Annotated in this window: 27 protein-coding genes and 1 tRNA gene; 15 read left to right on the forward strand and 13 right to left on the reverse strand. The window is 66.3% G+C overall.

The window, feature by feature from the left end:
- The first annotated feature begins 80 nt into the window (after positions 1 to 80).
- Positions 81 to 1,514, forward strand: coding sequence for a M16 family metallopeptidase (locus AKJ09_RS51010; RefSeq protein ID WP_240488907.1), 1,434 nt, complete (start codon positions 81 to 83; stop codon positions 1,512 to 1,514).
- On the forward strand, positions 1,511 to 3,052 hold the full coding sequence (locus AKJ09_RS51015; RefSeq protein WP_146655129.1) for a M16 family metallopeptidase: 1,542 nt from the start codon (positions 1,511 to 1,513) through the stop codon (positions 3,050 to 3,052). Before AKJ09_RS51010 ends, AKJ09_RS51015 begins: the two co-directional genes overlap by 4 nt.
- A gap of 27 nt (positions 3,053 to 3,079) precedes the next feature.
- On the opposite strand, the gene AKJ09_RS51020 is transcribed toward AKJ09_RS51015, so the two are convergent.
- A complete protein-coding gene (locus tag AKJ09_RS51020) occupies positions 3,080 to 3,487 on the reverse strand; it encodes a response regulator (protein ID WP_146655130.1) in 408 nt (135 codons plus the stop codon).
- Between the two features lie 151 nt (positions 3,488 to 3,638).
- Here AKJ09_RS51020 and AKJ09_RS51025 point away from each other — a divergent pair, with 151 nt between their 5' ends.
- Positions 3,639 to 3,971 (forward strand): hypothetical protein, encoded by a 333-nt coding sequence (locus tag AKJ09_RS51025; RefSeq protein WP_146655131.1) that lies wholly within the window; start codon positions 3,639 to 3,641, stop codon positions 3,969 to 3,971.
- A gap of 125 nt (positions 3,972 to 4,096) precedes the next feature.
- Here the strand turns inward: AKJ09_RS51025 and AKJ09_RS51030 are convergent, their stop codons facing one another.
- Positions 4,097 to 4,642 carry a ferritin-like domain-containing protein gene (locus AKJ09_RS51030; protein WP_146655132.1) on the reverse strand — a complete coding sequence of 182 codons (546 nt, stop codon included), beginning with the start codon at positions 4,640 to 4,642 and terminating at the stop codon, positions 4,097 to 4,099.
- 236 nt (positions 4,643 to 4,878) lie between these two features.
- On the opposite strand from AKJ09_RS51030, the gene AKJ09_RS51035 reads away from it, so the two are divergent.
- On the forward strand, positions 4,879 to 5,286 hold the full coding sequence (locus tag AKJ09_RS51035; RefSeq protein ID WP_146655133.1) for a hypothetical protein: 408 nt from the start codon (positions 4,879 to 4,881) through the stop codon (positions 5,284 to 5,286).
- Between the two features lie 16 nt (positions 5,287 to 5,302).
- Here AKJ09_RS51035 and AKJ09_RS51040 read toward each other — a convergent pair whose 3' ends face one another.
- Positions 5,303 to 5,578 (reverse strand): GlsB/YeaQ/YmgE family stress response membrane protein, encoded by a 276-nt coding sequence (locus tag AKJ09_RS51040; protein WP_146655134.1) that lies wholly within the window; start codon positions 5,576 to 5,578, stop codon positions 5,303 to 5,305.
- Positions 5,579 to 5,953: 375 nt separating this feature from the next.
- Complete coding sequence (locus AKJ09_RS51045; RefSeq protein WP_146655135.1) at positions 5,954 to 6,199, reverse strand: hypothetical protein; 246 nt, start codon at positions 6,197 to 6,199, stop codon at positions 5,954 to 5,956.
- A gap of 300 nt (positions 6,200 to 6,499) precedes the next feature.
- On the opposite strand from AKJ09_RS51045, the gene AKJ09_RS51050 reads away from it, so the two are divergent.
- The 3 genes from AKJ09_RS51050 (at position 6,500) to AKJ09_RS51060 (ending at position 10,308) form a co-directional block, all read left to right on the forward strand.
- A complete protein-coding gene (locus AKJ09_RS51050; protein WP_146655136.1) occupies positions 6,500 to 6,943 on the forward strand; it encodes a response regulator in 444 nt (147 codons plus the stop codon).
- 204 nt (positions 6,944 to 7,147) lie between these two features.
- Positions 7,148 to 9,391: a trehalose-phosphatase gene (gene otsB, locus AKJ09_RS51055; protein ID WP_146655137.1), complete on the forward strand. Its 2,244-nt coding sequence runs from the start codon at positions 7,148 to 7,150 to the stop codon at positions 9,389 to 9,391.
- A 62-nt stretch (positions 9,392 to 9,453) separates the two neighbouring features.
- On the forward strand, positions 9,454 to 10,308 hold the full coding sequence (locus tag AKJ09_RS51060; protein ID WP_146655138.1) for a 3D domain-containing protein: 855 nt from the start codon (positions 9,454 to 9,456) through the stop codon (positions 10,306 to 10,308).
- Positions 10,309 to 10,367: 59 nt separating this feature from the next.
- Here the strand turns inward: AKJ09_RS51060 and AKJ09_RS51065 are convergent, their stop codons facing one another.
- The 3 genes from AKJ09_RS51065 to AKJ09_RS54025 all read right to left on the reverse strand — a co-directional run bounded on the left by AKJ09_RS51065 (position 10,368) and on the right by AKJ09_RS54025 (position 11,665).
- Positions 10,368 to 10,685, reverse strand: coding sequence for a hypothetical protein (locus AKJ09_RS51065; protein WP_146655139.1), 318 nt, complete (start codon positions 10,683 to 10,685; stop codon positions 10,368 to 10,370).
- 210 nt (positions 10,686 to 10,895) lie between these two features.
- A complete protein-coding gene (locus AKJ09_RS51070; RefSeq protein WP_169928671.1) occupies positions 10,896 to 11,342 on the reverse strand; it encodes a universal stress protein in 447 nt (148 codons plus the stop codon).
- A gap of 47 nt (positions 11,343 to 11,389) precedes the next feature.
- Positions 11,390 to 11,665 (reverse strand): DUF4177 domain-containing protein, encoded by a 276-nt coding sequence (locus AKJ09_RS54025; protein WP_169928672.1) that lies wholly within the window; start codon positions 11,663 to 11,665, stop codon positions 11,390 to 11,392.
- A gap of 201 nt (positions 11,666 to 11,866) precedes the next feature.
- Between AKJ09_RS54025 and AKJ09_RS51080 the strand changes: the two genes are divergently transcribed.
- The 3 genes from AKJ09_RS51080 to msrA all read left to right on the forward strand — a co-directional run bounded on the left by AKJ09_RS51080 (position 11,867) and on the right by msrA (position 15,522).
- Complete coding sequence (locus AKJ09_RS51080; RefSeq protein ID WP_146655142.1) at positions 11,867 to 13,903, forward strand: serine/threonine-protein kinase; 2,037 nt, start codon at positions 11,867 to 11,869, stop codon at positions 13,901 to 13,903.
- A gap of 102 nt (positions 13,904 to 14,005) precedes the next feature.
- Positions 14,006 to 14,770: a hypothetical protein gene (locus AKJ09_RS51085; RefSeq protein ID WP_146655143.1), complete on the forward strand. Its 765-nt coding sequence runs from the start codon at positions 14,006 to 14,008 to the stop codon at positions 14,768 to 14,770.
- A gap of 104 nt (positions 14,771 to 14,874) precedes the next feature.
- On the forward strand, positions 14,875 to 15,522 hold the full coding sequence (gene msrA, locus AKJ09_RS51090) for a peptide-methionine (S)-S-oxide reductase MsrA (RefSeq protein WP_146655144.1): 648 nt from the start codon (positions 14,875 to 14,877) through the stop codon (positions 15,520 to 15,522).
- A 15-nt stretch (positions 15,523 to 15,537) separates the two neighbouring features.
- Here the strand turns inward: msrA and AKJ09_RS51095 are convergent, their stop codons facing one another.
- The 6 genes from AKJ09_RS51095 to AKJ09_RS51120 form a co-directional block, all read right to left on the reverse strand.
- Entirely contained in the window at positions 15,538 to 16,638 is a 1,101-nt protein-coding gene (locus AKJ09_RS51095; RefSeq protein ID WP_146655145.1) for an alkaline phosphatase family protein, read from the reverse strand.
- 156 nt (positions 16,639 to 16,794) lie between these two features.
- Complete coding sequence (locus AKJ09_RS51100) at positions 16,795 to 17,883, reverse strand: sulfatase-like hydrolase/transferase (protein ID WP_146655146.1); 1,089 nt, start codon at positions 17,881 to 17,883, stop codon at positions 16,795 to 16,797.
- Between the two features lie 81 nt (positions 17,884 to 17,964).
- On the reverse strand, positions 17,965 to 19,473 hold the full coding sequence (locus AKJ09_RS51105; RefSeq protein WP_275936726.1) for an ATP-binding cassette domain-containing protein: 1,509 nt from the start codon (positions 19,471 to 19,473) through the stop codon (positions 17,965 to 17,967).
- Positions 19,474 to 19,751: 278 nt separating this feature from the next.
- Positions 19,752 to 20,354 carry an NUDIX hydrolase gene (locus AKJ09_RS51110; protein WP_146655147.1) on the reverse strand — a complete coding sequence of 201 codons (603 nt, stop codon included), beginning with the start codon at positions 20,352 to 20,354 and terminating at the stop codon, positions 19,752 to 19,754.
- Positions 20,355 to 20,365: 11 nt separating this feature from the next.
- On the reverse strand, positions 20,366 to 21,577 hold the full coding sequence (locus AKJ09_RS51115) for a hypothetical protein (protein WP_146655148.1): 1,212 nt from the start codon (positions 21,575 to 21,577) through the stop codon (positions 20,366 to 20,368).
- Between the two features lie 23 nt (positions 21,578 to 21,600).
- Positions 21,601 to 22,845, reverse strand: coding sequence for an ester cyclase (locus AKJ09_RS51120; RefSeq protein ID WP_146655149.1), 1,245 nt, complete (start codon positions 22,843 to 22,845; stop codon positions 21,601 to 21,603).
- 171 nt (positions 22,846 to 23,016) lie between these two features.
- Here AKJ09_RS51120 and AKJ09_RS51125 point away from each other — a divergent pair, with 171 nt between their 5' ends.
- From AKJ09_RS51125 to AKJ09_RS51145, 5 genes are all read left to right on the forward strand, one after another.
- Entirely contained in the window at positions 23,017 to 23,553 is a 537-nt protein-coding gene (locus AKJ09_RS51125) for a hypothetical protein (RefSeq protein ID WP_146655150.1), read from the forward strand.
- Positions 23,553 to 24,494, forward strand: a complete 942-nt coding sequence (locus tag AKJ09_RS51130; protein WP_146655151.1) for an outer membrane protein assembly factor BamD — start codon at positions 23,553 to 23,555, stop codon at positions 24,492 to 24,494. The genes AKJ09_RS51125 and AKJ09_RS51130 overlap by 1 nt, the downstream gene beginning before the upstream one ends.
- A 154-nt stretch (positions 24,495 to 24,648) precedes the next feature.
- On the forward strand, positions 24,649 to 25,149 hold the full coding sequence (locus AKJ09_RS51135) for a transglycosylase SLT domain-containing protein (protein WP_146655152.1): 501 nt from the start codon (positions 24,649 to 24,651) through the stop codon (positions 25,147 to 25,149).
- A 42-nt stretch (positions 25,150 to 25,191) separates the two neighbouring features.
- Positions 25,192 to 25,273 (forward strand) — tRNA-Leu (locus AKJ09_RS51140).
- 894 nt (positions 25,274 to 26,167) lie between these two features.
- The gene (locus AKJ09_RS51145) at positions 26,168 to 26,359 is read left to right on the forward strand and encodes a hypothetical protein (RefSeq protein WP_146655153.1); all 192 of its coding nucleotides are present in this window, start codon (positions 26,168 to 26,170) and stop codon (positions 26,357 to 26,359) included.
- Positions 26,360 to 26,577: the final 218 nt, after the last annotated feature.

The raw sequence follows: 26,577 nt of genomic DNA on the forward strand, positions 1-26,577 counted from the left end.
CCGGCGTCCGCGTGTCGATCGGGGCTGCGCGTCCGCGCGACTTTCACGCCGGCGACGGCTCGGGCCATAATCAGCTCCCCATGGCTCGTCCCAAGCTTCGTCTGCCGGTTCTGCTCGCGGTCGCAGGTGCGTTGTTCCTCGGCTCCACGCCGAGCCACGCTGCCGACCCACCTTCGAAGACATCCGGCGCGCCGAGCACGTTGCCGGTCAAACTCGTTGCGGAGAAGACACAGCTACCGAACGGCCTCACGGTCGTGTTCGACGAAGACCGCCGCACGCCGATCGTCACGGTGAACCTCTGGTACCGTGTCGGCTCGAAAGACGAGGCGAAGGGACGCAACGGGTTCGCTCACCTCTTCGAACACGTCATGTTCCAGGGCAGCAAGCACGTGCCCGAGGACACCTACTTCCGCTTCCTCGAGCGCGCCGGAGCGAGCTCCATCAACGGCACGACGAATACCGACCGCACGAACTACTTCGAGACGGTGCCCGAGAATCAGCTCGAACTCGCGCTCTGGCTCGAGAGCGATCGCATGGGCTTCCTGCTCGACCACGCCGACCAGGCGACGTTCGAAGGACAGCGCGACGTCGTCAAGAACGAGCGCCGCCAGAACTACGAAAACGCTCCCTACGGCCTCGTGTCCCAGTTCGTTCGCGCCGAGCTCTTCCCCGAAGGTCACCCCTACCACCTGCTCACCATCGGGAGCCCACAGGACCTCGACGCCGCGACGCTCGAAGACGTCCGCGCGTTCTTCCGCGCCAACTACGTCCCCAACAACGCCACACTCGTGATCTCCGGGTCGTTCGACAAGGCCAAGGCGAAGGCGCTGGTCGAAAAGTACTTCGGGCCTATTCCGCGCGGGCCCGAGGTGCCGCGCAAGAAGCCCGCGCGCGTCGACCATCCCGGTGAGACGCGCCTCGAAGTCGAGGCCAACGTCGAGCTCCCACGCGTCTACATCAGCTGGCCTACGCCGGCATTCTTCGCGCCCGGCGACGCCGAACTCGATCTCGCTTCTCACGTTCTCACGGGTGGCAAGACGAGTCGCCTCTACAAGCGGCTCGTCTACGATCTCCAGATTGCGCAGGGCGTCTCGGCTTCGCAGCAGTCGAGCGAGTTGGCGAGCGTCTTCGAGATCGTCGCCACCGCCCGTCCGGGCCACACGGCCGACGAGTTGCTCAAGGTCATCGACGAGGAGCTCGCGAAGTTGAGAAAGGGCGGCGTCGACGACGCCGAGCTGGGTCGTGCAAAGACGACCATCGTCGCCGACAATTTCTTCGATCTGGAGAAGAGCTCGTCACGCGCCAACCGCTTGAACACGTACGACTACTACGCGCACGACCCGAACTACCTCGGCCAAGACATCGCGCGCACGACGAATGCGACCGCCGCCGGCGTCAACGACGCCATTCGCAACTCGCTCAAGGAGAAAGACCGCGTGGTCACGCTCGTGACGCCGAAGAAAGATGCTCCCGTGGCCGGCCGCATCGTCCGCACCGTGCGAGGTGACAAGTGACTCCCCGCGTCTCGTCGATCCTTCTCCCCGTCCTCGCCTCGCTCGTGTTCGCCTGCGGAGGAAGCGCCCCCGCGCCGAGCGCACCGCCACCTCCTTTGCCGGAAAAGCCGGTCGCCTCGGCGGCTCCGTCGGTTGGGGAGACGCCCGATGCCCCCTTCCGGCAGCAGGCGCCGAAGGAAGACGGGCACGTCACGTTCGTTCCGCCGAAGGTCGACGAGTTCAAACTCAAGAACGGCATTCGCGTCTTGCTCGTCGAGCGGCACGAGCTCCCCATCGTTGCCGTTCGTCTCGTCGTGGGCGCAGGTGCGGGTGACATCGAACACGTGCGCCCCGGTGCCATCTCGTTCCTCGGAGGCATGCTCGAGCAGGGAACGAAGAAGCGGACGGCGCTGCAGATCGGCGACGACTTCGACGCCCTCGGCGCGGCGCATGGCGCGTGGTTCGAGTGGGATTCGGGTGGCGCGAGCATCAAGGTCCTCGCCGACAAGCTCGATCCCGCGCTCGAGATCATGAGCGACGTCGTGGAGAACCCGACCTTCCCCAACGACGAAATCGAACGCTTGCGAGCACGCCGCATCGCAAGCATCCAGGCGGAGAAAAGCAGTCCGCAAGCCATCGCGCAGAATACGCTCGCGGCTGCGATGTTCGGACGTGCGCATCCGTACGGCCACACGCTCGGCGCCGAAGAAGCCGACGCAAAGAATCTGAAGCGCGACGAGATCGTCCGCGCCTACCAGCAGCTCTTCACGCCAGCCAACGTCTCCATCGTCGTCGCCGGTGACATCTCGCGCGAGGCCCTGCAACCGAAGCTCGAAGCCGCGTTCGGTTCGTGGAAAGGCAAAGGCGGTCCGGCGATCTCGAAGAAGGGTCCGAAGACGCCGACCAAGGCAGCCGCCGAAAAGCGCATCGTGGTGGTCGACAAGCCCGGAGCGCAATCGCAGGTGCAGATTGCACGGCCGGGCGTACCGTTCTCGACCAAGGAGCGCGACGCGATCATCGTGACGAACGCCATCCTCGGCGGCATGTTCTCGAGCCGGATCAACCTGAACCTGCGCGAGAAGCATGGATACACCTATGGCGCTCGCTCGTACTTCGTGATGCGCCACGGAGCAGGGCCGTTCATCGTGACGGCGCCTGTCATCGCCGAGAAGACGATTCCCTCGATCAAGGAGATCTTCAACGAGCTCGACGGCCTCCGCCAGGACGGCCCCACCGAGCGCGAACTCGAGCTCGCGAAGGAGAGCATCCTGCTGAGCATGCCGAGCCGTTTCGAGTCCGTGTCCGACGTCGCTTCGGCGATCTCCGAGCTGCTCGTCTACGACCTGCCGCTCGACGACTTCGCGAAGCGCCCCGCGCGCATCGAGGCGGTGACCGCCGCGGACGTCAAACGCATCGCCGGCGAGATGCTCGACGGCAAGCAGATGACGGTCGTCGTGGTCGGCGACAAGAAGAAGCTCGCCCCGGAGCTCGAGGCGCTCGGCCTGGGACCGATCGAAGAGCGGGACCCGTACGGAAATCCCGTCTCTTCCGTCCACTGATGATCGGGATCGATACGTTCGCGAGGCTCAGGCGCGTCCAGGCGCCTGACTCGAGGGCGACGGCGGCACGCTCGCGGCTTCGAGCGCGCGGCGGAGCGTTCGGTCGAGGAGCTCGAGGGTTACCGGCTTGACGAGGTGGGCCTGGAAGCCCGCCTCGGCCGACGCCCGCTTGTCCTCGGGGCTACCGAAGCCAGTGACGAGGACGGCCACGCGCGGCCGCTTCTTGCCGAGTGCCGCGACGAGGTCGAAGGCCGTGCCATCACCGAGCCTGAGGTCCGTGACGAGCGCATCCGCGGTTCGGCCGGTCAGGATCGCCTGCGCTTCGGCGCACGATCGTGCGTGGCGAACCTCGTACCCACTCGTCTGAAGCGCGGCCTCGAGGATGAGAACGTTGTCTTCGTCGTCATCCAGCACGAGCACACTCGGTTTCTTCATTCCGGAGAAAGGCTAACCACGCCAATTCTCCAGGCGAGCGCGACCGCCTCGCGTGGCCGGGGCTGGCCACCACGATCGCGTCGGCGCTCGTCACTCCGTCAACCTTCCGCAGCCGGCTCGCGCGATGCATGGCCTCAGTGAGGAGGTGAGCATGGAGTACGCACAATGTGCATCCTGCAAAGAAGAGGTGGTGCCGGTCCCGCCGAAGGCGGGCTGGAAGGTCGTGTCGTTCGTATTCTGGATCGCTCTACTCGCGGTGGGCACGCTCTTCGGCTGCCTGCTCGGCCTCAACGTCCTTCTGGTCCCGTTCTGGATCGCCATGGCGGGAGCGGTGGGCGTCACGGCGAATCGCGCGGCAAGCTGGACGTGCCCCGAATGCCATTCGGAGATGGCCCCCGCACCGGATCTTGTTCGGGAAGCTCGCGCTCGCCGTCAGCGGCCGCGTGGGATCGGCCACCGTCCGTTCATTCCGCAGCACGCGTGAGCGTGAACGCAAAGGTGCGTGAGCACACGCGGGGGACCGGGAGCATGCACGCACTCCCGGTCCCCTCCCCCGCCCCTCGCCCCCCCCTTCGCCGACTCCCCTCGATCTGCTCTCTCGCTTCGCACCTACTTGTTGCTGTGAGCCATGAGTAGGTCGTGCATGTCGTTCGCGTGCTCTTCTTCCTTCTCGAGAATTCGCTCGAGCAGGATGCGTGTCGTCGGATCTTTGTCTCCGAAGTAGCGAATCATTGCGCGATAGCTCTCGATGGCGATGCGTTCGGCGACCAGGTTCTCGCGAATCATGTCGACGAGCGTGTCCCCCTCGACGTACTCGGACGACGAGCGCGAAAGGAGGCCCTGCGGGTCGAGATTGGGCTTCCCCCCGAGCTGATTGATTCGTTCGGCGAGCCACTCGAGGTGTTGCATCTCCTCGAGCGCATGTTGCGTGAACTCGGCTTTCACCGACTCGCTCGCGATGCCTACGGCCATGGTCGCGTGGTACTTGTATCGAAGCACGCAGACGAGCTCCGTCGCGACCCCTTCGTTGAGGAGTTTGACGGCCGTCTCGACGTCACCGCCGTAGTTCTTCGTCATCGCGCCCTGCTCGAGGTGCTCGCGCGCGCGGCGTCGAATCTCTTTGATATCAGCCACGAAGGGCCCGTCTTGCCTCATGGGACTTTCCTTTCGCTGCGAATCCGTTCGCTGCGGAAGCGATGCAACGGAAGTGCCGCGAGGCTGAGAACGGCCTTCCTCAGCGCGCGCGTGAACGAGAGGTGCGCCGCGCCCGCACGCGCGACACGCGCCTCGTGCTCGGGCGACGCGTGGTCGACGCCCCCGCGCGACGCACGCGCTTGGCTGCAACCGCGCCTCGTCGCACCGCCGGACGGCGCGCACGCCCACGGAGCGCCGTGCTGGACTTGCGGGAGGTCTTCTTGCGCAGCGTCGTCGGCCCTCGGCCGACCTTCGACGTCACCTTGCGCGAGACACTCGCCGAGCGCCGCTTCGGCGCGGCCTTCTTCTTCGCGACCGTCTTGCCGACGGCGCGCCGGCTCCTGCGGACGGCCGGCTTGACGGACGCGCGCGACCCGCTCGCGACTCTGGAGGCGGCTCGTTTCACCCCCCGGGTCGCTTTCCGCGCGGGCCGCGCCGTTCGCTTTTTGGTCGTGGACACTCTGCGTCGCATCATCGTTCGCCTCCTGGTATCGACGGATCTCGTCGACGTTGGCGACGGTCGCGCTGCACGGCGCGCGCCAGCAGGACCACGAGGGGCGTCGTCACCGTCCGCCTTCACGACGGACGGAAAACAGACGCTTTAGACCACGTGCCGCCGGTTCACGTAGCGGCGGCGCGATGGCGGCTGATCCTGGTGAACAAGAACAGCACGATGAGCGCACCAAGGATGCTCCCGATGATCCCCGACGGCCGAAGGTCCAACAGATGACCGTTGCGACCACCGTGGAACAAACTGCCGAGCAGACCTCCCACGAACGAACCGGCGATGCCTAGGAGCGTCGTCGCCACGAGTCCCATGCTTTGACGGCCGGGCATGAGCGCGCGGGCGATGAGACCGGCCACGAGTCCCAACAAAATGAAGGTGAGCAGACCCATTTCTCGAATCTCCCGTGAAGCGGCCAGCGGCCGCGAGCCTGACGGGGCTCACGCACGCGCCGCGCCAACGCGAAGCTGCGCCGCGTGGCTCGGCGGGCTCGAGCGACCGGAATGCACTGCTCGTTCACGAACCACCGCGCCGCTCGTCGGCGGCGACGTGCGCCGTTTCACGAACCCCCGGAAGTAGACCCGAACAGGGTCGGCCATCGAGAGGAAGAGCTCGGTGAGGTGATGCGGAACGACACCATGGGATCCTCCTCTACGGGGCCCATGGCGTCGAAAGACCGGAATCGCCCGCTGCATCGAAGCCTTCGCTGACGCGAATGGGCCAGGAAGACTCGTCGTCCGCAACGAGGAGAGCGAAAGCGGGTTCGACTACCGAGGTGTTTGGGTCGTCGTCTTCGGCTGGGCTGAAGCGCCGCTATCGGTGAACGGATTGGGCAACGGCGGTTTCGGCTCCTCCGGCCGATCCACCTCGGGGATCGGTGAGTTCGGAGGAGTTCTCGGCTCGCTCGGCGGGCCATCACCACGGCACGCACCGAGCGCGCAGAAGAGAGCGAGGCTCGCCACGCCAAGGACAATCGCGAGCCGTCTCGTCGTCTTCGTGGTCGTGGTGGTCATGGCGACGCGCGCAGCTGCAACGTGCGTTCCCGTGATGCCGCACGGAGGTCGTCGGTCAGTGGAGTGATCACGACGCGAAACCATCGATGTTCCGTGCAACATGACGGCAATCCACGATGTCGACGAGATGTCGACACGCGTCCCGCTGGCTAGAGAAAGAACGTGCGACACCCCGGCCTTCGGGCCTTCGGGAAAGTGCGATCCCGACGAACGCACGAGCCTCTTGCGCCGATCGGACGAGGCGAGGAAATCGACCCCATCTTGTGGCCCACGCCGTCCGGCAGCGCTATCCCTTTTCTGATGACGATCGCGCCCGAGCGCCGACCGCTCGTCCTCGTCGTGGACGACGACGACGACCACAACCTCGTCATGACGATGAGCCTCGAAGCTCTCGGTTACGAAGTGCGTGCTGCCGACTCGTGCGCGGCCGCGCATGCGGTTGCCGCCAGCGAGAACGTCGACGCGCTTTTATCCGATCTTTCGCTCGGTGACGGAAACGCGCTCGATCTCGTGCGAGGCCTCGCGACTCGGCCGCGCGTCGCGATCGTACTCACCGGCTTCGACGACGTCGGCGCCGCCGTGCGGGGCGCGTTCGATGCGGTGCTGCTCAAGCCAGCCACGATCGATCGCGTCGACGAAATCTTGCGCCGCGCTTTGACGGATCGGCGCGAGCCTACACCGCCGAGCGAGCCCGGCGTGGACGGCGCTTCGTCGGATCCGTCGCGACGACGCGGAGCGGCCTGAGCCGATGCCGTGACGAGCCCTGACGAGCTCGCTTGGAGCTCGTGAGTGCACGGTGCGGCACGTTGATTAGGACATTTCGTCCCAGGGGAGCCGACGCGAGACTCCGCGTTGCAGCACTTCTCGACACGTCGAGATACGTCCACACGCGATTTTGCGCATGGGTTTCGACGCGGCGCGCTCTGCGCATGGTATCGATGGTCTCCCATGACCGAAGGCGAACGTCCGGTTCAGACCGAACACTGGATGGCGATCGCACGGCATACGCCGCTTGGGATCCTTTGTGATCTCGACGGTACGCTCGTGCCATTCGCCAGCTCGCCCGAGGAGGCGCGGCCCGACCGCGACGCCATCTCGCTCATCGAAGAGCTGGCCGCTCTGCCGGGTGTCGTCATGGCGATCGTGAGCGGTCGCCCCCGCGAGTGGCTCGAGCAGTTCTTCACCAGCCCGACCATCTCCCTGGTCGCGGAGCACGGTGCCGCACGTCGCGGAGCCGGAGCCTGGGAGCTCGCCGCTCTCGATCCGACGCCGCTCGCAGGGCTCACCGAGGAGCTGGAGGAGCTCGCACGCCGCCACCCCGGCGCCTTGCTCGAACGCAAGACTTCGACGGTCGCCCTGCACTACCGCAACGTGCGTCGCGGCCGGCGCGGAGAGCTGCTCGTCGAGGCCTACGGCATCATCGACCGCTTCCTGACGCGTCATCCGGCGTACGAGCGCCTCGAGGGCATCCTCGTCACCGAGGTCCGACCGGCGTCGGTGAAGAAATCCTCGGCCGTCCCCTGGGTGCGGGACATGGCCGGGCACGGCGCGCGACTCATCGCCTTCGGTGACGACGTCACCGACGAGCACATGTTCCAAGCACTCTCACCGCAAGACGACGCCATCGTCGTCCGCACGGCCGAGACCCGACGCACGTACGCGCGCTGGGAGCTCGAAGGGCCCGACGAGGTCCGCTCCGTCCTACGCTACATCCACGGTCTCCGATCGGGACAGACGCCAATCCCCGTGGTCCTTCCGCGTGAGATCGCTCCGACGCGAAGCCCATCGATCGGCATCGACCGCGACCTGCTCGTCGTCTCGAACCGCCTCCCCGACTTCCGTCACATCGAGGGAGACGAAGGCGTCGAGCGCAAGAAGAACGTCGGCGGCCTCGTCTCGGCACTCGAGCCCGCGCTGCGTGCGCGTGGCGGCATGTGGCTCGGCTGGAGTGGTCGCACCGTGCCGGACACGGACACGGTGGAGAGCGGCGTCATCGACGACCGCACCGCGCAGCTCGCGTGGTTCGACTACAAGGAGTCTTGGTACCGGGACTACTACTCCGGCTTCTGCAACGGCACCCTGTGGCCGCTGTTCCACTCGTTTCCCTCGCGCGTCACGCTCTCGGACAAGGGCTGGGATGCCTACAAAGAGGTGCACGAGGTCATCGCCGAGGTCGCCTCGGGACACATCGGCAGTCGCGCCATGATCTGGGTGCACGACTATCACCTGCTGATGCTGGCGAACGTCATGAGGCGGCGCGGGCACACGGGCCCGATGGGGCACTTCCTGCACATCCCGTTTCCTTCGCTCGACATGTTCTCGATGCTGCCTTGGGCGGCGCAGATCCTCGACGCGATGCTCGACTTCGACTTGCTCGGCTTCCACACGCCGGCGCACGTCGCGAACTTCCTCTCCTGCGCGTCGTCGCTCTTGCCGGCGAAGGTCGCGGACGACGTCGTCTCTCACCGCGGGCGCATCACGCACGTCGCCGCCATGCCGATCGGCATTCTCCCCGACACGTTCCAGGAGCCGCCGGAGCCTGCGATCGTGGAGGAGATCGACGGCCTCATGCGCGCACTCGGCGAATCGCAGCTCGTGCTCGGCGTCGATCGTCTCGACTACACGAAGGGCATTCCCGAACGCCTCATCGCTTTCGGGCGCCTCCTCGAGATGTTCCCCGAGTGGCGCGGCAAGGTCTCGCTCGTGCAGGTCTCGGTGCCTTCCCGTGCCGACGTCCCGCTCTATGCCGAGCAGCGCGCGAGCATCGAGACCATCGTCGGCCGCATCAACGGCGAGTTCGGTGAGGCGGCGTGGGTCCCCATCCGTTACCTCTATCGCTCGTATTCGAAAGCGCAGCTCTCGCAGCTCTACCGTGCAGCACGCGTCGGCTACGTCACGCCGCTTCGCGACGGCATGAACCTCGTGGCGAAGGAATACGTCGCGGCGCAGGATCCGGAGAACCCGGGCGTCCTCTTGCTCTCGCAATTCGCCGGCGCCGCCGTCGAGATGCGTGACGCGATTCTCACGAACCCCTACCACGCCGACGGAATGGCGCGCGATCTCGACCGCGCCCTTCGTGTCGACCTGCCGGAACGCAAGGCGCGCCACGGCAAGCTGCTCGCGTCCGTGCAGCGTTCGAACGCCGTGACGTGGGCCGAAGGCTTCCTCGACGCGCTCTCCGCCTGCCGCTAGCGAGGTTCGTTCCTGCCGGCTGTTTCCCTCGAACGGCTCCTCCGGGTTATCGTCGTCCGACGATGCCCCGGTTGCACCTGCTCTTCACCGCCATGATGTTCGGCAGCATGCCCGCCCTCGGCGCATGCGGAGGCTGGGGCGGAGGCAACGCGTGGGTGCAGCAACCGCTCGTCGAAGAGGAGGAGCGGCGGCCAACGTCGGGAGGCGGGCTCGAAGGCCCCTCCGGTCCTGCCCAGCGGGCGTCCAAGACGCTCGGGGCAGGACAAAGGCAACCCGACGAAGGACTGCTCGGCGGAGACGCGCCCCCTTCCGCGGGCAATGCTCGAACCGCCGGCGGTCACGTGCTCGGCGTCTTCCGCAACACGTACTACGACTTTCCACGCGAGGCCGACTTCAGCGGGCCGGAGACGCCGATCATGAACGCCTCGTGCGCGCCGATCGCGAAGGTCCCGAAGGCCTTCTTCGAGGCGGTGTGCGTCCAGGGTGGCGGTTCGCTCCGCAACGGTGGAACGGTGAGCTTTGCGAAGCGCGACTGCGCGTGCGCCGAGATCTGCCCGCGCACAGGTCAACGGATCTGCTTCGACGCACTCGACGCGGCGTCCTTTCCCTGGGGCCGAGGCGCTACCGGACGGCCGATTGCTCCGCTGCGAAGCGTCGCGGCCGACACGTCGGTACTGCCGATGGGCACCGTGCTCTACATCCCCGAGCTCGAAGGGGCCCCGCGTGGTCCCGACAGCGAGCCGGCCGACGGATGCTTCGTCGTGGAAGACCGTGGCCTCAAGGTCCGCGGCGAACACGTCGACATTTTCGCGGGCTTCCCCTCACAGACCGCCGCGCTCAATGCGCGCGTGCCGAGCAACAAGGGCGTGACCATCGTGGTCGACTCGCCTCGCTGCGCTCATCTCTCGAAGCGCTGACGCCGGTGGGTCGTGACGCGGGCCCCCACCCACGTCACGCTCCCTACGTCGTCGGCGATTCAGGTCGTCGCTGCGCGAAGCTGCTGCGAAGAACGCGGAGAGACGTCGCTCACCTTCGAGAGAGCCGACGCGATCTCGACGATGCGGCAGCCCAAACGGGCGAGCTGCTCGGCCACGGCCGGCGTGACCGCCTTTGCCTGCCCGTCGGCGGACACCTGTCCGGGGTCCGACAACGGGACGAACACGTCCACCGCGTCGAGGAGCTCCTTCGCGTGAGCGACTTGCTCACGCACTTCGGAGAGACGTAACTCCGTGATCAAACGTTCGTCGTCGCTCGAGCTCAGCGTCTCGATTGACGGAAGGTGTCGCTTTGCCATCGTGTTCCTCCCCATCCCTGCCTGCCCCGCGGGCAACACAGGCAAACAGGAGGCCAATCGCGACCACGGCCGACGTCGTCGAGGCTACGTGAATGCCTGGTATTCCGAGAGCGCGAACGCTCTCCTCGTCGAAATTCGTGGGGCGAAACGACACGAGCGAGCAAACTGACGCGCTGTTCGCTTGGCGGAAAACGACGGGCGGAGAGGTTCTCAGGCGTGCCCCGGGTGGACCGTAAGCACGGGGCACGGCGACGTCCGTACGACCTTCTCCGCGACGCTGCCGAGCAGCGCCCTCGGGAGACCACGACGGCCGTGCGTGCCCATCACGATCATCCCCGCACCGACCTCCGCGGCGGTGTCGATGATCGTTCGCCACGTCTCGCCTTGCTTGACGATGCCGCGTACGGGGACGCCCAGCGTCTGATGCGACCGCACCGCTTCGTCGAGGCCGGCCTGAGCGCCTTGCAGGACGCGCGCAGCGAGCTCGGCGGTCGCGACGAGCGTTCCGTCGGGAAAGCCCACCATAGGGATTTCGAAGGCGTGGAGCAGGATGAGCTCGGCGTCCAGGGCACGTGCGAGCTCGGTCGCGTAGGCGATGGCGGCCTCGGAGCCCTCACCGAAATCCGTGGGCACGAGGAGGGTCTTCGGAAGGCTCATGCCTCCGCTGTGGAGCAAATGCGAGGCCAACGGTCGCGCGGGCGCGGTCATCTCGCGCGCGAGGCCGACCGAGCGACGCGCAGAGGCCCGGGCTCGATGCCCTTCGCAACGGCCGAGCGCTTGAACACGAGGTGCACCTGCTGCGAGTAGCCGTGGCGCGCGTGCTGGATCGTCGCAACGAGTTCCCAGCCCTCACGCCCCGCGGCGTCCAGCTCATCCTGGAAAACCTGGCTCGCGACCTCGGCGATGCCGAATTCGAGCCGCTTGTACTCCCAGCGCATCTTGACGCCTCCCCGATCGACGCGCCTTGCAACAGCCGTCACGAGCCCGATGTCGAGGGTGCCGCAACGTGCGCGCGCATCCGACCCTTCGCTGCGAGGCCTTCGTAGCAAGTGCAAGGCCTGCACGGAGGCGCGTGGTCTGCGGATCGCGCGGTCACGTCCGCGCGATCGCGTAGTTCGTGCAACGCTCGTTGCCCGGGGAACAGCAGGGGCGTAGTCTCGGTTGTCACTGGCAAACGATCCATGTCGGCGCTTGCGACAGACGCCCCTGCCAACGATGGGGCCAACGATGGGGCCAACCGCCTCGGACAGGTCGTCTCGGGCCGCTACCGCATCCAGCAATTGCTCGGGGAGGGCGGCATGGGCGCCGTCTACCTTGCCGAGCACACGCTCATGCGCAAGCGCGTGGCGCTCAAGCTCTTGCATGCAGAGATGAGCGCGAACGCCGAGGTGCTCGCGCGCTTCGAGCGTGAGGCCATGGCGGCCGCTCACATCGAACATCCGAACGTCGCCGCGGCCACCGACTTCGGTCGCACGGAGGACGGCGCGTTCTTCCTCGTGCTCGAGTACATCGAAGGCACGAGCCTTCGTGAGGTGATCGGCTCCGGAGCGATGCTGCCGGCGCGAGCGGTGCACGTCGCGCGTCAGATCGCCATGGCACTCGAACGTGCCCACGACGCCGGCATCGTCCATCGCGACCTGAAGCCCGAGAACGTCATGCTCGTGCGCAAGGGCGACGATCCGGACTTCGTGAAGGTGCTCGACTTCGGCATCGCAAAGCTCTCGGCCGAGACGATCAGCCAGCGAGGCGGCGCCGATCAACCGCTCACGCGCATGGGCACCATCCTCGGCACGCCTGAGTACATGGCGCCGGAGCAGGCGCTCGGCGAGGCCGTCAGTGCCCAGTCCGACCTCTACGCCGTCGGCGTGATTCTCTACGAGATGCTGACGGGCCTTCATCCCTTCGATCCGCCCGATCGTATGGCGATGCTCTCGTTCCACATCGTCGCGCCCGTACCGGCGATGCGCGACCGCGCGCCCCTCGTCGACGTCCCCGCGCCGGTGGAAGCCGTCGTACGAAAGCTCCTCGAGAAGGACGCGAAGGCGCGTTACGCAAGTGCACGCGCGCTCGTCGAAGCACTGGACGTCGCAGCTTCGCAGGGCGGCCTCTCCGCGCAGACGCCCAGGCCGAGAGAGAGCCTCGCGCGCATCGCTCCTCCGCCGTCGGCGGCACGCTTGTCCGCGGCGGAGCCCGCACGCGATTCGTCGTGGCACGCGGACGACAGCTTCGCGAAGACGAGCCACGGCGAGCTCGTCGCGCCGCCCGGTCCTCACGCGCGTGCAAGCATGGTCGCCAGCGCAGCAACGGCTGCAGGGCTCCCCGCTCAGCGCATCGAGCCCTCGGCCGCCGTTGCGGGTGTTCCTGGCGTTCCGATGCAGGTGTCGCCGCTCCTCCAGGCCCTCGATCTGTTGAAGAAGCAGCCGCGCGGTGTCCTCATCGCGGTCGCAAGCGCACTCCCGATCGGCGCGATTCTCGTCGTCGTGGTGATGGTGCTCGCCCTGCGCGGACCGAAAACGAAAGACGACAAGCTTGGCGAGGTGGCGACCACCAAGCAGGCGGCGAAGGCGGCCGAGCCAGTGAAGCTCGCCTCGGAAGACCGACTGAAGAGGGCTTACATCGAAGGTCCCGAAGCCCTCGAGGCGCTCGCCAAAGAGTTTCCGGCCGACACGCGACCGCTCGAAAAGGCCGCGCTCGGCTACCACACGCAGGGGCGCGAGGCCGACGCCCTCCGCGTGACGAGCTCGCTCATGCTGCTCGACGCGAAGGCGGGCAGCGCCGAGCTCGCAGACATCGTCGGCGAGATCGCCGCCAGGTCGCGCGGCGAGAATGCCGAGACGGCGTACGCGCTGCTCGAAGGGCCTTTCGGCGATCACGGCGTCGATGCATTGGCCGAGCTCGCGACGAGCAAGACATCGAGCCGCGAGACGCGCGCACGCGCCACCCGCAGCTTGACCAAGCCGGACGTGCGCGCGCATGCGTCGCCCGCCACGATGATCCTCATCGACTTCAAGAACGCGACGAGCTGCTCGGCGAAGAAGGAGCTCCTCGACCGCGCGCGTGAAGAAGGCGACGTACGAATGATCGGCGTGCTGAAGCCGCTGAAGGTTTCGCGTGGATGTGGATTTCTGGGTCGTGGTGACTGCTGGCCCTGTCTCCACCGCGACGGCACACTCGCCGACACCATCGCCGCCATCGAAGCGCGTGCGGCTTCGAAGTAGTGACGAGCACCATCGCCTCGGCGATGATGCCGCATGGCTCGCAAGCGCCGGATACATTCTCTCACCGCAGCGGCTCGTCATCTCTTCGTCTTTGTCGCTGCATTGGCTTTCTTCATTCCGAGCACGGCTTCCGCGGCTCCGCGGTGGGTTGACCGTCCGATCACGCTTCCGCGCCTCGTTTTCGCAGGCAACGTGGGCCTCGGCGTCGCTCACGCCGATCCGGGTGGTCCTCGGAGTCTCACCGGCCCAGGACTGAACCTCGAAGGCGCTCTCGGCATCACCGACAACGTCGAGCTCGGCCTTCGCACCGGTGTTCGCTTCGGCGACGAAGCGCGCGCGCTTCAGGCCGATCAGTACGGCCGCACGCTGTGGACGGAGACGTACGGCACACGCTTCTCGACAGGCGCGAATCCCGAGTTCCGCGTTCGCTGGAATTTCTATAGCGGCAGCGTGGCCGAGGTCGGCCTCGACGCGCGCGTGTACCTGCCCTTCGAAGACGGCTCGCGCATCGGATTCATGGCGGGCTTGCCCCTCGCTTTCCACGTTGCCGACTTCATGCGCATCGACACGGGCGTGTACTTGCCAGTGGTCTTCACCGATCCCGAGTTCGTCGCGTTCAGCATCCCCGGCTACTTCTGGTTTCAGACCTCGTCGCGCTTCTGGCTCGGCCCGATGTCCGCGTTGCGCATCGTCGACAACGGCCCTGGCCCCACCGAGACCGATCTCCTGCTTGGCTTCGGCATGGGCTACCAGGTCGCGCCTGCGGTCGACCTCAAGTGGCAGCTCTACTTTCCGCGGATCAACCAAGACGCCGGCGCACGCACGTTCGGCGGCGGTTTTGGCGTGGAATTCCGTATCGGCGAATGAGCCTACGGAGAACCGAAACCGACCTGGCTTGACCCGCGTAGACCAGGAGTAAACTCCCCACACGAGTGCTCCGGTCGAAAGGCCGGAGCCGAGAAAGGTCAACCATGGGTTACGCCGACAAGATCCGAATGCCTACCGCCGAGCAAGCCCTTCCGGGCCGCGCCGAGGCGATGCCCGTCACCGGCACGCACGCCGTTCTCGGCTCGCGCATGCAGGCGCCGTGGCCTTCGGGCATGAAGGTCGCCACGTTCGGCATGGGTTGTTTCTGGGGTGCCGAGCGTAAGTTCTGGCAGGTCCCCGGCGTCTACTCGACGCAGGTTGGCTACGCGGCCGGTGTCACCCCCAACCCGACGTACCGCGAAGTTTGCTCGGGCATGACCGGGCACAACGAAGTCGTACGCGTGGTCTACGACCCGTCGAAGGTGAGCTACGAGACGCTGCTCAAGACCTTCTGGGAGAACCACGATCCGACCCAGGGCATGCGCCAAGGCAACGACGTGGGCACGCAGTATCGCTCGGGCATCTACGTCTACGACGACGAGCAGCGTCGCGAGGCCAACGCCTCACGCGAGCGCTTCCAAGAGGCGCTCGACAAGGCCGGTCACGATCGGATTACGACCGAGATCATCGACGCGCCGCCCTTCTTCTACGCCGAGGACTATCACCAGCAGTACCTCGACAAGAACCCGGGCGGCTATTGCGGGCTCGGAGGCACCGGCGTCAGTTGCCCGGTCGGCATCGCTACCGCCTGACCTCGCGAACGAGCTTCAGCGCTCGGAGTCGCGTGAAGGGTGCTCGAGCTCGACGTGGGCCGTCGTCGGTTGGGGCTCGGCCAGGAGCTCGCCGATCGGCCGGCCTGCATGCGACGAGCCGTCGGATTCGAGACCGAGCACGACGCGCAGCGTAGGGGCGACGTCGGCGAGGCGGCGATCATCGTTGCTCGCCACGCGCCCTCGGGCGGTGATGGCAGGCCCCGCCGCGAAGAGCCAGACGCGCGCGGACTCAGGCGCCCAGCCACCGTGGTTGCGGAAGTCCTCGGCGCGTCCGTGGTCGGAGGTGACGAATACGTTCGTGCGTGCGCCGCGATCACCCATTCGATCGAGGATGGTGAAGATCTCACCGATGACCGCATCGGCGAACGACAGCGCTCGCACGTAACCGTCGTAGTCACCGCGATGCGCGTACTCGTCGGGATCGCCAAGACCGACGAAGAGGACGTCGGGCTGTTCCTTCACGAGATAGCGAAGCGCGTTGTACGCCGTGACGCTGTCTGGACGGTACTCGCCACCGCCGGGGAACGGGTGGATGGTGGGATCGCCCTCACGACCGCACGACACGAGGAAGCGGCCGGGGGCGACGGTGATCGCACGCCGGAGCTTCTCCCATGAGGAGAACGCTGCGACCCGTGCCCCTGCGGCGTACGCCTCGTCGAGCACCGTGGGCGTTGCGACCGACGAGCAGTCATTCGACTGACACGCGAGCGGCGAACGGCCCGTCAGGATCTCCGTATAGCCGGGAAGCGAGATGAAGTTCGGGCCGGTCGCGTGAATGTGTCCCTTGCCCGGAGCGCCCACCATGGCGCCACGATCCGTGGCGAGATGGTAGAGGTTCGGAAAGAGGTCGCGCGCCTTTCGACGCGGCGCGGCGACGCGAGAAGGATCCTCGCCGTCGAAGATCTCCTGCCAGCGCGCGCCGTCGACCGTGACGAGGATCGCGGGACTTCGAACGCCCTCCTCCGCGGGGTGATACGCGCGTTCGACGTCGATGTAATTCGCCCAGATCGCGCGCCCGTCTTGCTGATGGGACGCGCAGCTCGCACCGATCGCGAGCAAACCAATGAGCCCGAACTTCATCATCCCACCGGCCATGACTTCAGCCTCCTGGGAGTCGCCACCAAGGATCGAAGGGAGACTCGAACGGCCGATTGGCCGAACGATCCTGCCCTCGAGTTAGCAACAAGCGAGCCCGCCAATTTCGTCCCGTCCGATCGACTTCGCCTCGCACGCGTCGTACCGGCGCGCACCTCACATCGAAGAAGCGAAGAGCTCGTCCATCGGACGTCCCGCGAGCAAAGAGCGATCTCGCGAGAGTCCGAGGAGCAGACGCAGCGTGGGAGCGACGTCCGCGAGGTGCCGTTCCGACGCGGAGGCAACGTGACCTCGCGCCGTGATCGAAGGCCCTGCAGCGACGAACCACACGCGCGCTGACTCGGGAGCGAAGCCGCCATGATTCGCGAAATCGCGCGCCCGGCCGTGATCGGCGGTGACCATTACCGTCGTCTGCGCGCCGCGCGCCCCCATCCGTTCGAGCGTGTCGAAGACACGACCGACCACCGAGTCCGCATAGGCGAGCGACGAGAGATATCCGTCGTAGTCGCCCTTGTGCGCGTACTCGTCGGGTTCACCTAGTCCAAGGAAGAGGATGTCGGGACGTTCCGACTCGAGGTACTCGAGTGCAATTTTTGCTGTGTAGCGATCGGGCCTGAAGTCACCTTCGCCAGGCCAAGGCTCGATCGAATCATCACCGTGTCGACCACACGAGACGACGAACCGACCGGTTCGAACCGTCGCCGCGCGCTCGAGGCGTTCCCACGAAGCGAAGGCCGCGACCTTGCCACCTGCGCCGTGCACTTCGTCGAGAAGCGTGCGCGTGCGGGTGGCGTCGCAATCGTTGTCCTGGCAGCCGACCGGCGCGCGTCCGGTGAGAAGCTCGGTGTAGCCGGGCAGCGAGACGAAGTTCGGCCCCGTGGCCGCCATCGTTCCCTTGCCCGGTGCGCCGACTGCCGCGCCTCGCTCCTTCGCCATGGAGGCGATGTGGGGAACGAGATCACTCGGCAATCGTCGAGGGTGATTCGAGAGCTCCGTGTCGGTTCCGCCGAAGATCTCCTGCCAGCGTGCGCCGTCGATGGTGACGAGCACCACCGGTCCTGCCGCGCCGCGGGGCTGGACCCGCGAGACCTGCTCGCTGATCGTAGCCTCGCCGGCGCCTTGGGACGCGCGCTGAGGAATCGGCGTCGACTCGGTGCCTGACCATGCTTCGCGGCGCCCGGCCGCGCAGCTCGTTCCGATCGTGAGCAGCACGAGGAGCGCCGCCCGCATCCACCCGCCCGTCATGCTTGCACATTGCACCCTCAGCGTGACGAACTCGCGAAGCGGAGCCGACGTTACGGCGAATGATCGATTTCACTCACCGATTCACATCACCGTGCCCTCGCGAACGCGAACCTCGCGCGTCGTACACGCGCTAGCGAAGGCGTCGTCGTGGGTCACCAGAACGATGGCTCCCGGATACCCTTCGAGCGCCTGCTCGAGCCGTTCGATACTCGGCAAATCCAGGTGATTCGTGGGCTCGTCGAGCACGAGCGCCCAGACGTGCTTTCCGAGGCCGAGCGCGAGCGCGAGCTTCCTCGCCTCCCCGGGAGAGAGCGATGCCGCGTCTTCGCTACGTCGCAAGACAATCCGTTCGGGATCGCTTCCCAGCGCAGCGAAGATGGAGAGAACGCGGCCGCGCACGTCTTGCCCGAGCTCGGCGACCGACCGGGCGAGCTGGGCGACCGCCTCCGGCTCGAGCTCCTGAGGAAGATGGAGAATACGGGAGTCGTTGCTTCCGCGAGACGCGAGAAGCGCCCCGAGCAGCGTCGTCTTCCCGGCTCCGTTCGGCCCCGTCACCCGAACACGTTCCTCACGCCCAATCGACACGCGAACGTCACGGAAGATCGTGTGTCCGTCGCGCTCGATTCGGTCGTGATCGACGTGGAAAAGAACGGGCATCGGTGCTCGTTCGAAAGTGGCGAATACCTTGCCGCCGAGCGTACGATCGCGCGCGAGCGTGGGCACGTCGGCCGACGCACGCGCGAGCTCGTTGCGAAGCACGCGCACCTGCTGTCCGGCTCGGGCTTCGGCCCAGCCGGCCACCACCTTGGCGCCCATGCTCTTGGCGTCGTGATCGTTCTTGTCCTTGAGGCGCGTGCCGGCGTTCTTGGCGCGGCTCGCCGACGCCTGGTTGCGTCTCGCCGAGTCGAGCCGCGAAGCCACGACCTCGACGCGTCGCTTGGCCCGCGCGTGCTCCTCTTCGAGCGCGGCGCGTTCGCCCGTCCAGGCTTCGAACGCCTGCGAATACGCGCCTGGATAGAGAACGACGCGCTCCCCGTGCACACGCAGGATCGCCTGCGGAAGCTCTTCGAGCAGAGCGCGGTCGTGCGAAACGACCACGCCGATCCCGCGATAGCGCCGCAGCGCGGACACGAGCAACGTCCGGGCCTTGGCGTCGAGGTGGTTCGTCGGCTCGTCGAGCAAGAGCACGTCCGGCTCGCGAACGAGCGCCGCCCCCACCTGCCAGCGTTTGCGCTCGCCGGGTGAGAGCGTCTCCCAGCGTTCGAGCTCGTCGGGATCGAGCGCGAGGCGTCCTCGAAGCTCCGAGGCGCGACCATCGTGCTCGAGGGCGAACTCCCGCACGTCGTCGGAGAGCGAGTGCACGGTCTGCTCGCACGAGACGATCGACGCGTCTTTTGGTTCGACGATCACGCTGCCTTCGGTGGGCGCGAGCTCACCGGACAGAACACGCAAGAGTGTCGTCTTGCCCGCGCCGTTCTCACCGACCAGGCCATGGAAACCCGGCGTGAGCCGGAACGAAACGTCACGAAACACCGGCAGCGCTGCGGAATAGGCCACAGCGACACCGCGCACGGAAAGCGCAGTCATCATGAAAAATCTCCTCGTCAGCGGGCGTCGCGATCCCACGGATCCGCGACCAACGAGCTCCGCCGCCCCTGCCTGCGCATTGCGCGCGGCATCGCGCCTCTAAGGCGTCGGATGGCCGAGAGCCGAAATCCGAGCGCCTGGCGCCGCCGCCGCCCCTAGCGCCGAAGGCCAGAGGCGAGCGAAGCGAGCCGAAACTCAAACTGAAACTAGAGAGACTTTTTGGCCATGATGGCGCCGGGGTGCCGGCGCGAAACCGAGTTTAGCACGCCTGCGAGGTCAGGCTACGGGAGCATCGCGTCGTCTTCGGGGCCGAGCGCTTCGATCATCGTCTCGAGCATGCGGTACGTCATGCCCCAGAGGATTTCCCCGCCCGGCTCGAAACGGATGCAGGGAAGCTCGAGCGTCTTGCCCTCCCACACCCACGGAAAGGTGCCGCGCCCTTCACCACGGGCGAGCTTGTCGAACGGGATCCAGTAGGTGCCTGCAACCTCTTCGTTCGGCGTGGGCACCACGTCGCTCTTGAGCGCGAAGACGAAGGGCGTGACCGTAACCGCGCGCTTCGTACGCGTGTAGGGCAGCAAGTCGGGGAGGCGCGCGACCAGATCGGCGTTCGTCAGGTCGATCCCCACCTCCTCGCACGTCTCGCGAATCGCGGTGACGAGGATCGAGTCGTCCGTGGGCTCGGCGCGTCCTCCCGGAAACGCGATGTGTCCCGACCAGGGGTCGCCCGTTCGATCCGCACGGCGGATGAAGAAGAGGTCAGCGCTATCGGCTCCTTCGCGTTGACGAAGGATGGCCGCGACGGCCGCGCGCGGTCCCTCCCCGGTCGTTTCACCGGAGACTCCTAGATGCGCGAGCCTGCGAGCGATGGCCGAGAGATTCATGGCCAGGCTCTTCAGAAGACCTTCTTGAACGTCTCGACGTCCGACTGGGTGAAGCCGTAGAGGCTCGCGATGTCTTGCATGGCCGAGACGAACGACGGGGTGCGGTTGCTCGTGTCGGCAAGAAGATCGACGGCCTTGTCCGCTCCGATCTTGGCGAGCAGACCATCGATCTGCGCGTCGGTGATCTTCCGCCGGTCCTGCGGGACGCCTCGGAAGCTCTGGATGAGGCCGATCGCATCGCCGAATGCTCGGAGCGCGACCGGGCCCTTCGGCGGCTGCGCGGTGGCGGCCGCCGAACCGAGGTTGAGGAAGTAGATCGCCGAGGCGTACGACGCCTTCTCCCACTCGGCGAAGAACGTGGAGAGCGCCTGATTGAGGTCGTCGCGGCACTTGTCACCCGCCGCCGCCGCGGCTCGTGCGGTGAGGAGTGCGTCGCGGATCCTCCGGTACGGTCCCGTGCTCTGGCTCTGGTCGTCGCGCTGGGACGCGAGGGATGCCGAGAGACCATCGCGGTCGGCTCCCGCGTCCTCGTCGGTCCGGTTGGCGAACGCCGGGGTGGCGCCGAACGAGGCCACGAGGCGATCGACGGTGGCCTCCGTCATCGCCCCCGCCGCGAGTGCCACAGCGTGGTTGTAGAACGCTCCGCCGAGCAGCGTTCGCGACGTGGCCTCGCGCAGATCGAGGCCCGTCGCCGAGACGTGGAACGTGCTCTCGAACTTCCCGCCTGTCTGCGCGCCGCCGTCGGCTTGGGCCTGCGCGAGCGTCCAGACGCGACCGACCGCGTCGCCGTAGGCCGTGAGGTAGCCGTCGACCTCCGCCTGCGCCGCGGCGGTCGAGACCGAACGAAGGTTCGGCGTTCCCGCCGTGAACGCCGTCGTCAGCTCCGCCGTCGTCAGGATCGCGGTGTTCGAGCCTTCGGTCTGATCCATCTTGTGGTCCATCGCGAAGGCGTACGCGCGCAGATTGAGCTCCTCGGCCGCGTTGGTCGCGAACGAGGGACTGTCGTAGACCGACGACACCACCGCTCCACATTTCAGGCTCGACGATCCCGCGTCGGTGCCTTGCGTTCCACCATCCGGGCGTGTCCGCACGGTGACCGGATCGTCATCACAACCCGAGACGAACGACACGGCCACCGCCGAGGAGGCGACCACGAGACAGCCCAGAATCGACGCGAGACGCGAGCGCGACGACGAGAACGAGAGCTTGGAAGCGAAAGTCATGGTGGGTCTACTTCTCGAGACGATTACTTCTTTTTGTCGCCGGCGGCACTCGCCGACGTCGACTTCGTATCAGACTTCGCAGGCGTCGTTTGGGAAGCGGGAACGTTGGTGGTCTTGACCTCGAAAAGGCCGAGCTGCTGCTGCATTTCGAGGCTGTTCTGGTAGGTCCAAGCGCGAGAGACCTTGCCGTCTTTGATGCGGAAGACGTCGACGAGGTGGACGTTCACGGGCTTCTTGGTAGGCGCGATCTGGCCGAGCGCTCCCTTCTGCGTCGCATGGAGCGTCGACTCGACGATGGCGTAGTCGCCCACGGCGAGGGCGCGACCGACCTCGAACTTGGCGTCGGGGAATGCGGTGGTGAAGCTCTTCCAGAACTTCTTGGCCTCATCCTTCCCCTTCGTGGTCTCGAGATGGAAAAGGCCGTCGTGCGCGATGTCGTCGGCAAGGAGCGACACGAAGTCGGCTTCCTTCTTTCCCTCGAGTGACGCGAGCACCGCCTTGGCGACGTCGACGTTCTTCTCCTCCTCACGCTGCTCGCGTTCCTCGCGCTTGCCCACGATGGTCTCGGGGCTGGGCGGAACTTCGGGGATGGGGCGCGCCTTGGCCTTGGCGGAGCCGACCTGTGTCATGACGGCGCCCAGCTCACCGTAGCGATTCTCGCGCTGCACTTTTCCGTCCGGAGAGAACGAAACGATGCTCAGACCGTAGTGTCCGATGGGCTGCTCGGTACCCTTCACACCGAAAAGCTCACCGTGGTGGGTACCGTTGATGACCCATTCGAGGACCATCGTGTCGCCCTTCACCCACACGCGTGAGAATCCGAGCTTCGCCTTCGAAAAGACGTCGAACCACTCGGTCATGTTCTGAGCGATGGCCTCACGGCCGTTCACCTCGTTGAGGCCCGCGACCGAGATGACGGCGTCGTCGGCGTAGACGCTCGCGAACTTCTTGGGATCGTGGCCATTGAGCCCCGCGAGGGCATTGGCCAAGCCCGATTGCTGCAACTCGGCAAGGGTTGGCTTCGGCGCGGGCGGCTCCGGCTTGGCCGTCTCGACGGGCGGCGGAGGAGCCACAGCGGCGGTAGGCGCGGGGGTGACCGGGGGCTTCGCTTCTTCGGCACCGCCACATGCGAGAAACCCTGATGCCACCAGAGCGAATCCAAGGGCATGCGAAACAGCGCTCGAGAACGCGAACTTGGCGCCCCTCTGGAACGGAATGCCCGATCGGTTGCGATGAACCTGGCGATGGACCTGGCGATGGATCTGCATGGCTTGCCTCCCCTGGAAAAAGCCTTGCCGCGAAGGTCCATCGAAAGCGATGCGCCCGTCAAGCGAGCTCGTCGAGGGGCCGGTCCGAGCCCGTTTTGACCCGCGACGACATCCGCGTCTCGCCGTCAGGACATGGATGCGCTTGGCCGAAGTCACCGTATGCTGAAGCCAATGCGTGGATTCGTCGCGCTCTTCGCGTTTGCCCTCGCGCCGTGCCTCTTCATGAGCGCGTGCTCGTACGACTGGTCCATCGGAAAGGAGTCGACGCCTTCGACGCCGAGCTCGACGAGCACGACGGACGCGCCCGATGCCTCCGCACAGACCGACGGGCGCGCGCCCGACGCATCACAACCCGATGGCCCCGTCACGAAGGTCGAGTGCCACCCGGGCGAACGTTGTTCGTGTCCTCCCGGAGGTCATTGCACCCTCGAGTGCACCATGCCTGGTTGCGAGATGTCGTGCGGCGCCGCCGCGAGCTGCACGTTCGAGTGCCAGGGCGGCGGCTGCAACATCTCGTGCGAGAGCGGCGCGAACTGCGACGTCGATTGTCCTGGCGGAAACTGTCAGCTCCAGTGCGCGTCGGTCTCGACGTGCAACGTGAGCTGCCCCGGCAACGGCTGCTTCACGAACTGCTCGAGCGGCGCGCACTGCACGACCGAAGACTGCTCTCAGAACTTCTGCATGTGTCAGGGCAAGGGCTGCCAGTGATGGGCGTTCGTTCTCGGCTCGCCTCGGTGGCCCTGGCCTCCGTCATTTTCACCCTCGGTCTCTCGGCCCACGCCGAGGAGTCGGGCCCGGCTCGCGCACGCGCGAAGGAGGCCTATGACCGCGGGCTCGCCGCCCACAAACAAGGCGACTACGCGAAAGCGGCCGAAGAGTTCGCGCGCGCCGATGCTCTCGCGCCGAGCGCCGTCGCTCTCCAAGCGGCGCTCGAAGCAACGCTGACCATCGACGATCCCGTGCTCGGCTCCGAGCTGCTCGAACGAAGCAAACGCGAGCAAGCCCATGGCACGCTGGCCACGGCGGTCGACAGCGCCCAGGCACGCTTCAGCGGCCGCGCGGGACGCCTTCGTGTGAATTGCGAAGGAGCGCGCCCGTGCACCTCCACGGTGGACGGCGCCCCCATCGAGACACGTCGTGCCATCTGGGTGCGCATTGGCCAGCACACCGTCGTCGTGCAAGCAGACAACGACACGCAAACGAAGACGGTGGACGTGAAGCCCGAGCAGATCACCGACGTCGGAACTTCGGCGGCGACCGAACCGAGTCCGGAGGCGCTGCACGTCACGACGTCCCAAGGCTCGGCGAACAAGCTCCCGAAGGCCGTCTTTTGGACCGGCGTTGGCGTCACCGGTGTCGTCGGCATCCTCGCGACCTACTTCGCGCTCGATACGAAGGGCCGACATACCGACTTCACCGATGCTGGATGCACGCAGTCGAACGCCACCGGATGCGGCGCACTGAAGGACGACGGTCAGAGCGCACAAGCGCGCGCCAACGTCACCATCGGCGGAGCGATCGTGCTCGGCGCCGCCACCGCCGTTATAGGTGCATTCTTCACGGATTGGGACTCACATCCGACGACCGGCAGAGCCTTCGTGAGCCCGATCGCGGGCGGCACCGTGGGTGGCCTCAGCGGAACTTTCTGAGCCTCACGCTCATGACCACCACGTGCGACGCAGAAAAAAAGCGTGTGCTCCGGTGTCGGCATGAGCACGTAACGCACCGAAATCACGAAGTGTGAAGATCGATCACGTCCGCTAAGGCTTGCGCTCAAGGCCATCCGATTGAAAGGTGGGGCGGATGAGCGTTCCCGTCGCATGGGTCGTCGGATTGATGACGGCCCTCGAACCAACCGCTCCGTGGCGGCCGACCTTCGAGAAAACGGCCGAGGCCATCGCACGCGTGGCCGAGAGCGAACCACTCTTCGAGGACCACTCCGAGGAACGCACGGCTGCGCTGCTCGTGTCGATCGCCTGGTACGAGAGCCGCCTGAAGCCGACGGCGAAGTCGGGCAACGGCAAGTGGTTCTGCCTCTACCAGATCGACAAGCGCCACCTTCCCGATCCGCAGAAGGCGCTCGACGATCCCGAAGTCTGCACGCGCGCCGCCATCAAGATCATCCGCGAGTCGCTCCAGAAGTGCGGCTCGCACAGGACCGACGAACGCCTCGCCATGTTCATGTCCGGCACGTGTAACAAGGGCATCCCCGAGAGCCGCTACCGGATGTACCTCGCCAGCAAGCTTTTGAAGGAACACCCCCTCTCCCCGAGCTCGGGCGGAGGAACTGCCCGCGCCCGCTAACGGGTTGTGCTAAGGACATCCGGGAGCAGACGCAGTCACTCCGCACGGGTGGCGAAATTGGCAGACGCAGCGGATTTAGGTTCCGCCGCCGCAAGGCGTGGGGGTTCAAGTCCCTTCCCGTGCACTTCCGAGGAGTTAGGTAGCCAAAACGCTACCCCCACGGAGGGGGTTGCAGCCGCGAACGCCGCCACCTACGCGGCGGCAATCGACCGGCTCACGAAGACAGCTCAAGCGGCGTCGGCGGCCGAGCAATGGGACCTCGCGAAGCAAGCGCTTGAGGAGCTCAGTGCGTTGCGCATGGCGAGCGCCGCGAACGTCATCGATCTCACCACGAAGCGGCACGGCGAGAGGAAGTAGTCTCCAGTCGTGGCGGCAACACGCGTCCATCTGTCGAAGGGCAAGAAAACGCGCAAGCGCGAGACCAATCTTCTCGCGCTCTGCGAACAGGAGTTCTTTCTCTCATTCGGACGACGTTGGTCTGGCGCTTGGCGCGCGATTCTTTCCTCGGACGCGAGGGTTGTCCGCGAACGAAAGGCCGCGAAGGCGCTCCTCGATGAGGCGAGGCGTTGGACCGTGAAGGTCGAGCGTCTCATCGAGTCGAGTCGGCTCGCTGACGATGAAGCGGGGGACGCCTTCCTTCCCGAACTTGCGCAGTTGCTCGAAGCGCTCCGAGAGCGTGACGTCTCCGGTGACATTGATCCGCCGTGGCGACACGAGGACCGCTCTCGCAGCGACCGCGGCAGGCTCGCACGACAGATCGCCCGAAACTGGCCTGACCAGCACTCAGCACGCGCATTCGCCGTTGTGAGTTTGCTCGTAGGCAACCGTCCTCGCGAGTTGGCGATCGATGCTCGCCCCGAGGTAGTTCTGATCGCCGAAACCGACGCGATGCGGAAGGCCGCTCGGCGCGCCGGACTAGTGCTCGGCCGTCGCCATCGCTCTCGTTTGTAACCGACGTTTCGTTGCAACGAAGTGTCGTAATGCTGCGCGAAAGATCGCGCTGCATAACGAATGCACGATGCAGCGCGACGAACTCCGACTCGCTCTCGAAGCCGACATTTGCCAGAACTCCGCGCGCAAGGCATTGCGCAAGGGCCCGAAGTCTCTTCGCGGCCGCGCAGGTCAGCGCGCTGAGGAGGCAATGCAGCGGCTTGGGCTTCTGCCGGTGAACGCCGGACCGAGCTCGGATCCGCCGCCCCAGGCTGCCTGAAAAGGCAACGCCGACGGTGGGCCCCTCAATGCCCAACCGCCGGCGTCAGCGACGAGGTGAAACTTGGCACTCAGCGACTCCGAAATCAAGAGACCACGAATCGTTCTCGCGTGTAGATGCGCGCCTCCTCAGCCGGCGTCGATCGTAGACGGCACGCTCGCATGCGGTCGGTGCTTCACGCCGATGACGATCCAGGGTGCCGGCTCCGCCGTTCACTC

It is taken from the genome of Labilithrix luteola (genome assembly GCF_001263205.1).
GTDB lineage: Bacteria > Myxococcota_A > Polyangia > Polyangiales > Polyangiaceae > Labilithrix > Labilithrix luteola.

Bases quoted from the DNA above. Each gene is read 5' to 3' on its own strand.
- AKJ09_RS51030 (WP_146655132.1), bottom strand. From the start codon at position 4,642: ATGAGGCAAGACGGGCCCTTCGTGGCTGATATCAAAGAGATTCGACGC.
- AKJ09_RS51115 (WP_146655148.1), bottom strand. From the start codon at position 21,577: ATGACTTTCGCTTCCAAGCTCTCGTTCTCGTCGTCGCGCTCGCGTCTC.
- AKJ09_RS51135 (WP_146655152.1), top strand. From the start codon at position 24,649: ATGAGCGTTCCCGTCGCATGGGTCGTCGGATTGATGACGGCCCTCGAA.
- AKJ09_RS51065 (WP_146655139.1), bottom strand. From the start codon at position 10,685: ATGGCAAAGCGACACCTTCCGTCAATCGAGACGCTGAGCTCGAGCGAC.
- AKJ09_RS51110 (WP_146655147.1), bottom strand. From the start codon at position 20,354: ATGAATCTCTCGGCCATCGCTCGCAGGCTCGCGCATCTAGGAGTCTCC.
- AKJ09_RS51095 (WP_146655145.1), bottom strand. From the start codon at position 16,638: ATGGCCGGTGGGATGATGAAGTTCGGGCTCATTGGTTTGCTCGCGATC.
- AKJ09_RS51120 (WP_146655149.1), bottom strand. From the start codon at position 22,845: ATGCAGATCCATCGCCAGGTCCATCGCCAGGTTCATCGCAACCGATCG.
- AKJ09_RS51040 (WP_146655134.1), bottom strand. From the start codon at position 5,578: ATGGGTCTGCTCACCTTCATTTTGTTGGGACTCGTGGCCGGTCTCATC.
- otsB (WP_146655137.1), top strand. From the start codon at position 7,148: ATGACCGAAGGCGAACGTCCGGTTCAGACCGAACACTGGATGGCGATC.
- AKJ09_RS51060 (WP_146655138.1), top strand. From the start codon at position 9,454: ATGCCCCGGTTGCACCTGCTCTTCACCGCCATGATGTTCGGCAGCATG.
- AKJ09_RS51125 (WP_146655150.1), top strand. From the start codon at position 23,017: ATGCGTGGATTCGTCGCGCTCTTCGCGTTTGCCCTCGCGCCGTGCCTC.
- AKJ09_RS51050 (WP_146655136.1), top strand. From the start codon at position 6,500: ATGACGATCGCGCCCGAGCGCCGACCGCTCGTCCTCGTCGTGGACGAC.
- AKJ09_RS51100 (WP_146655146.1), bottom strand. From the start codon at position 17,883: ATGACGGGCGGGTGGATGCGGGCGGCGCTCCTCGTGCTGCTCACGATC.
- AKJ09_RS51130 (WP_146655151.1), top strand. From the start codon at position 23,553: ATGGGCGTTCGTTCTCGGCTCGCCTCGGTGGCCCTGGCCTCCGTCATT.
- AKJ09_RS51105 (WP_275936726.1), bottom strand. From the start codon at position 19,473: ATGATGACTGCGCTTTCCGTGCGCGGTGTCGCTGTGGCCTATTCCGCA.
- AKJ09_RS51020 (WP_146655130.1), bottom strand. From the start codon at position 3,487: ATGAAGAAACCGAGTGTGCTCGTGCTGGATGACGACGAAGACAACGTT.
- AKJ09_RS51080 (WP_146655142.1), top strand. From the start codon at position 11,867: ATGTCGGCGCTTGCGACAGACGCCCCTGCCAACGATGGGGCCAACGAT.
- AKJ09_RS51010 (WP_240488907.1), top strand. From the start codon at position 81: ATGGCTCGTCCCAAGCTTCGTCTGCCGGTTCTGCTCGCGGTCGCAGGT.
- AKJ09_RS51145 (WP_146655153.1), top strand. From the start codon at position 26,168: ATGCAGCGCGACGAACTCCGACTCGCTCTCGAAGCCGACATTTGCCAG.
- msrA (WP_146655144.1), top strand. From the start codon at position 14,875: ATGGGTTACGCCGACAAGATCCGAATGCCTACCGCCGAGCAAGCCCTT.
- AKJ09_RS51025 (WP_146655131.1), top strand. From the start codon at position 3,639: ATGGAGTACGCACAATGTGCATCCTGCAAAGAAGAGGTGGTGCCGGTC.
- AKJ09_RS51070 (WP_169928671.1), bottom strand. From the start codon at position 11,342: ATGAGCCTTCCGAAGACCCTCCTCGTGCCCACGGATTTCGGTGAGGGC.
- AKJ09_RS51045 (WP_146655135.1), bottom strand. From the start codon at position 6,199: ATGACCACCACGACCACGAAGACGACGAGACGGCTCGCGATTGTCCTT.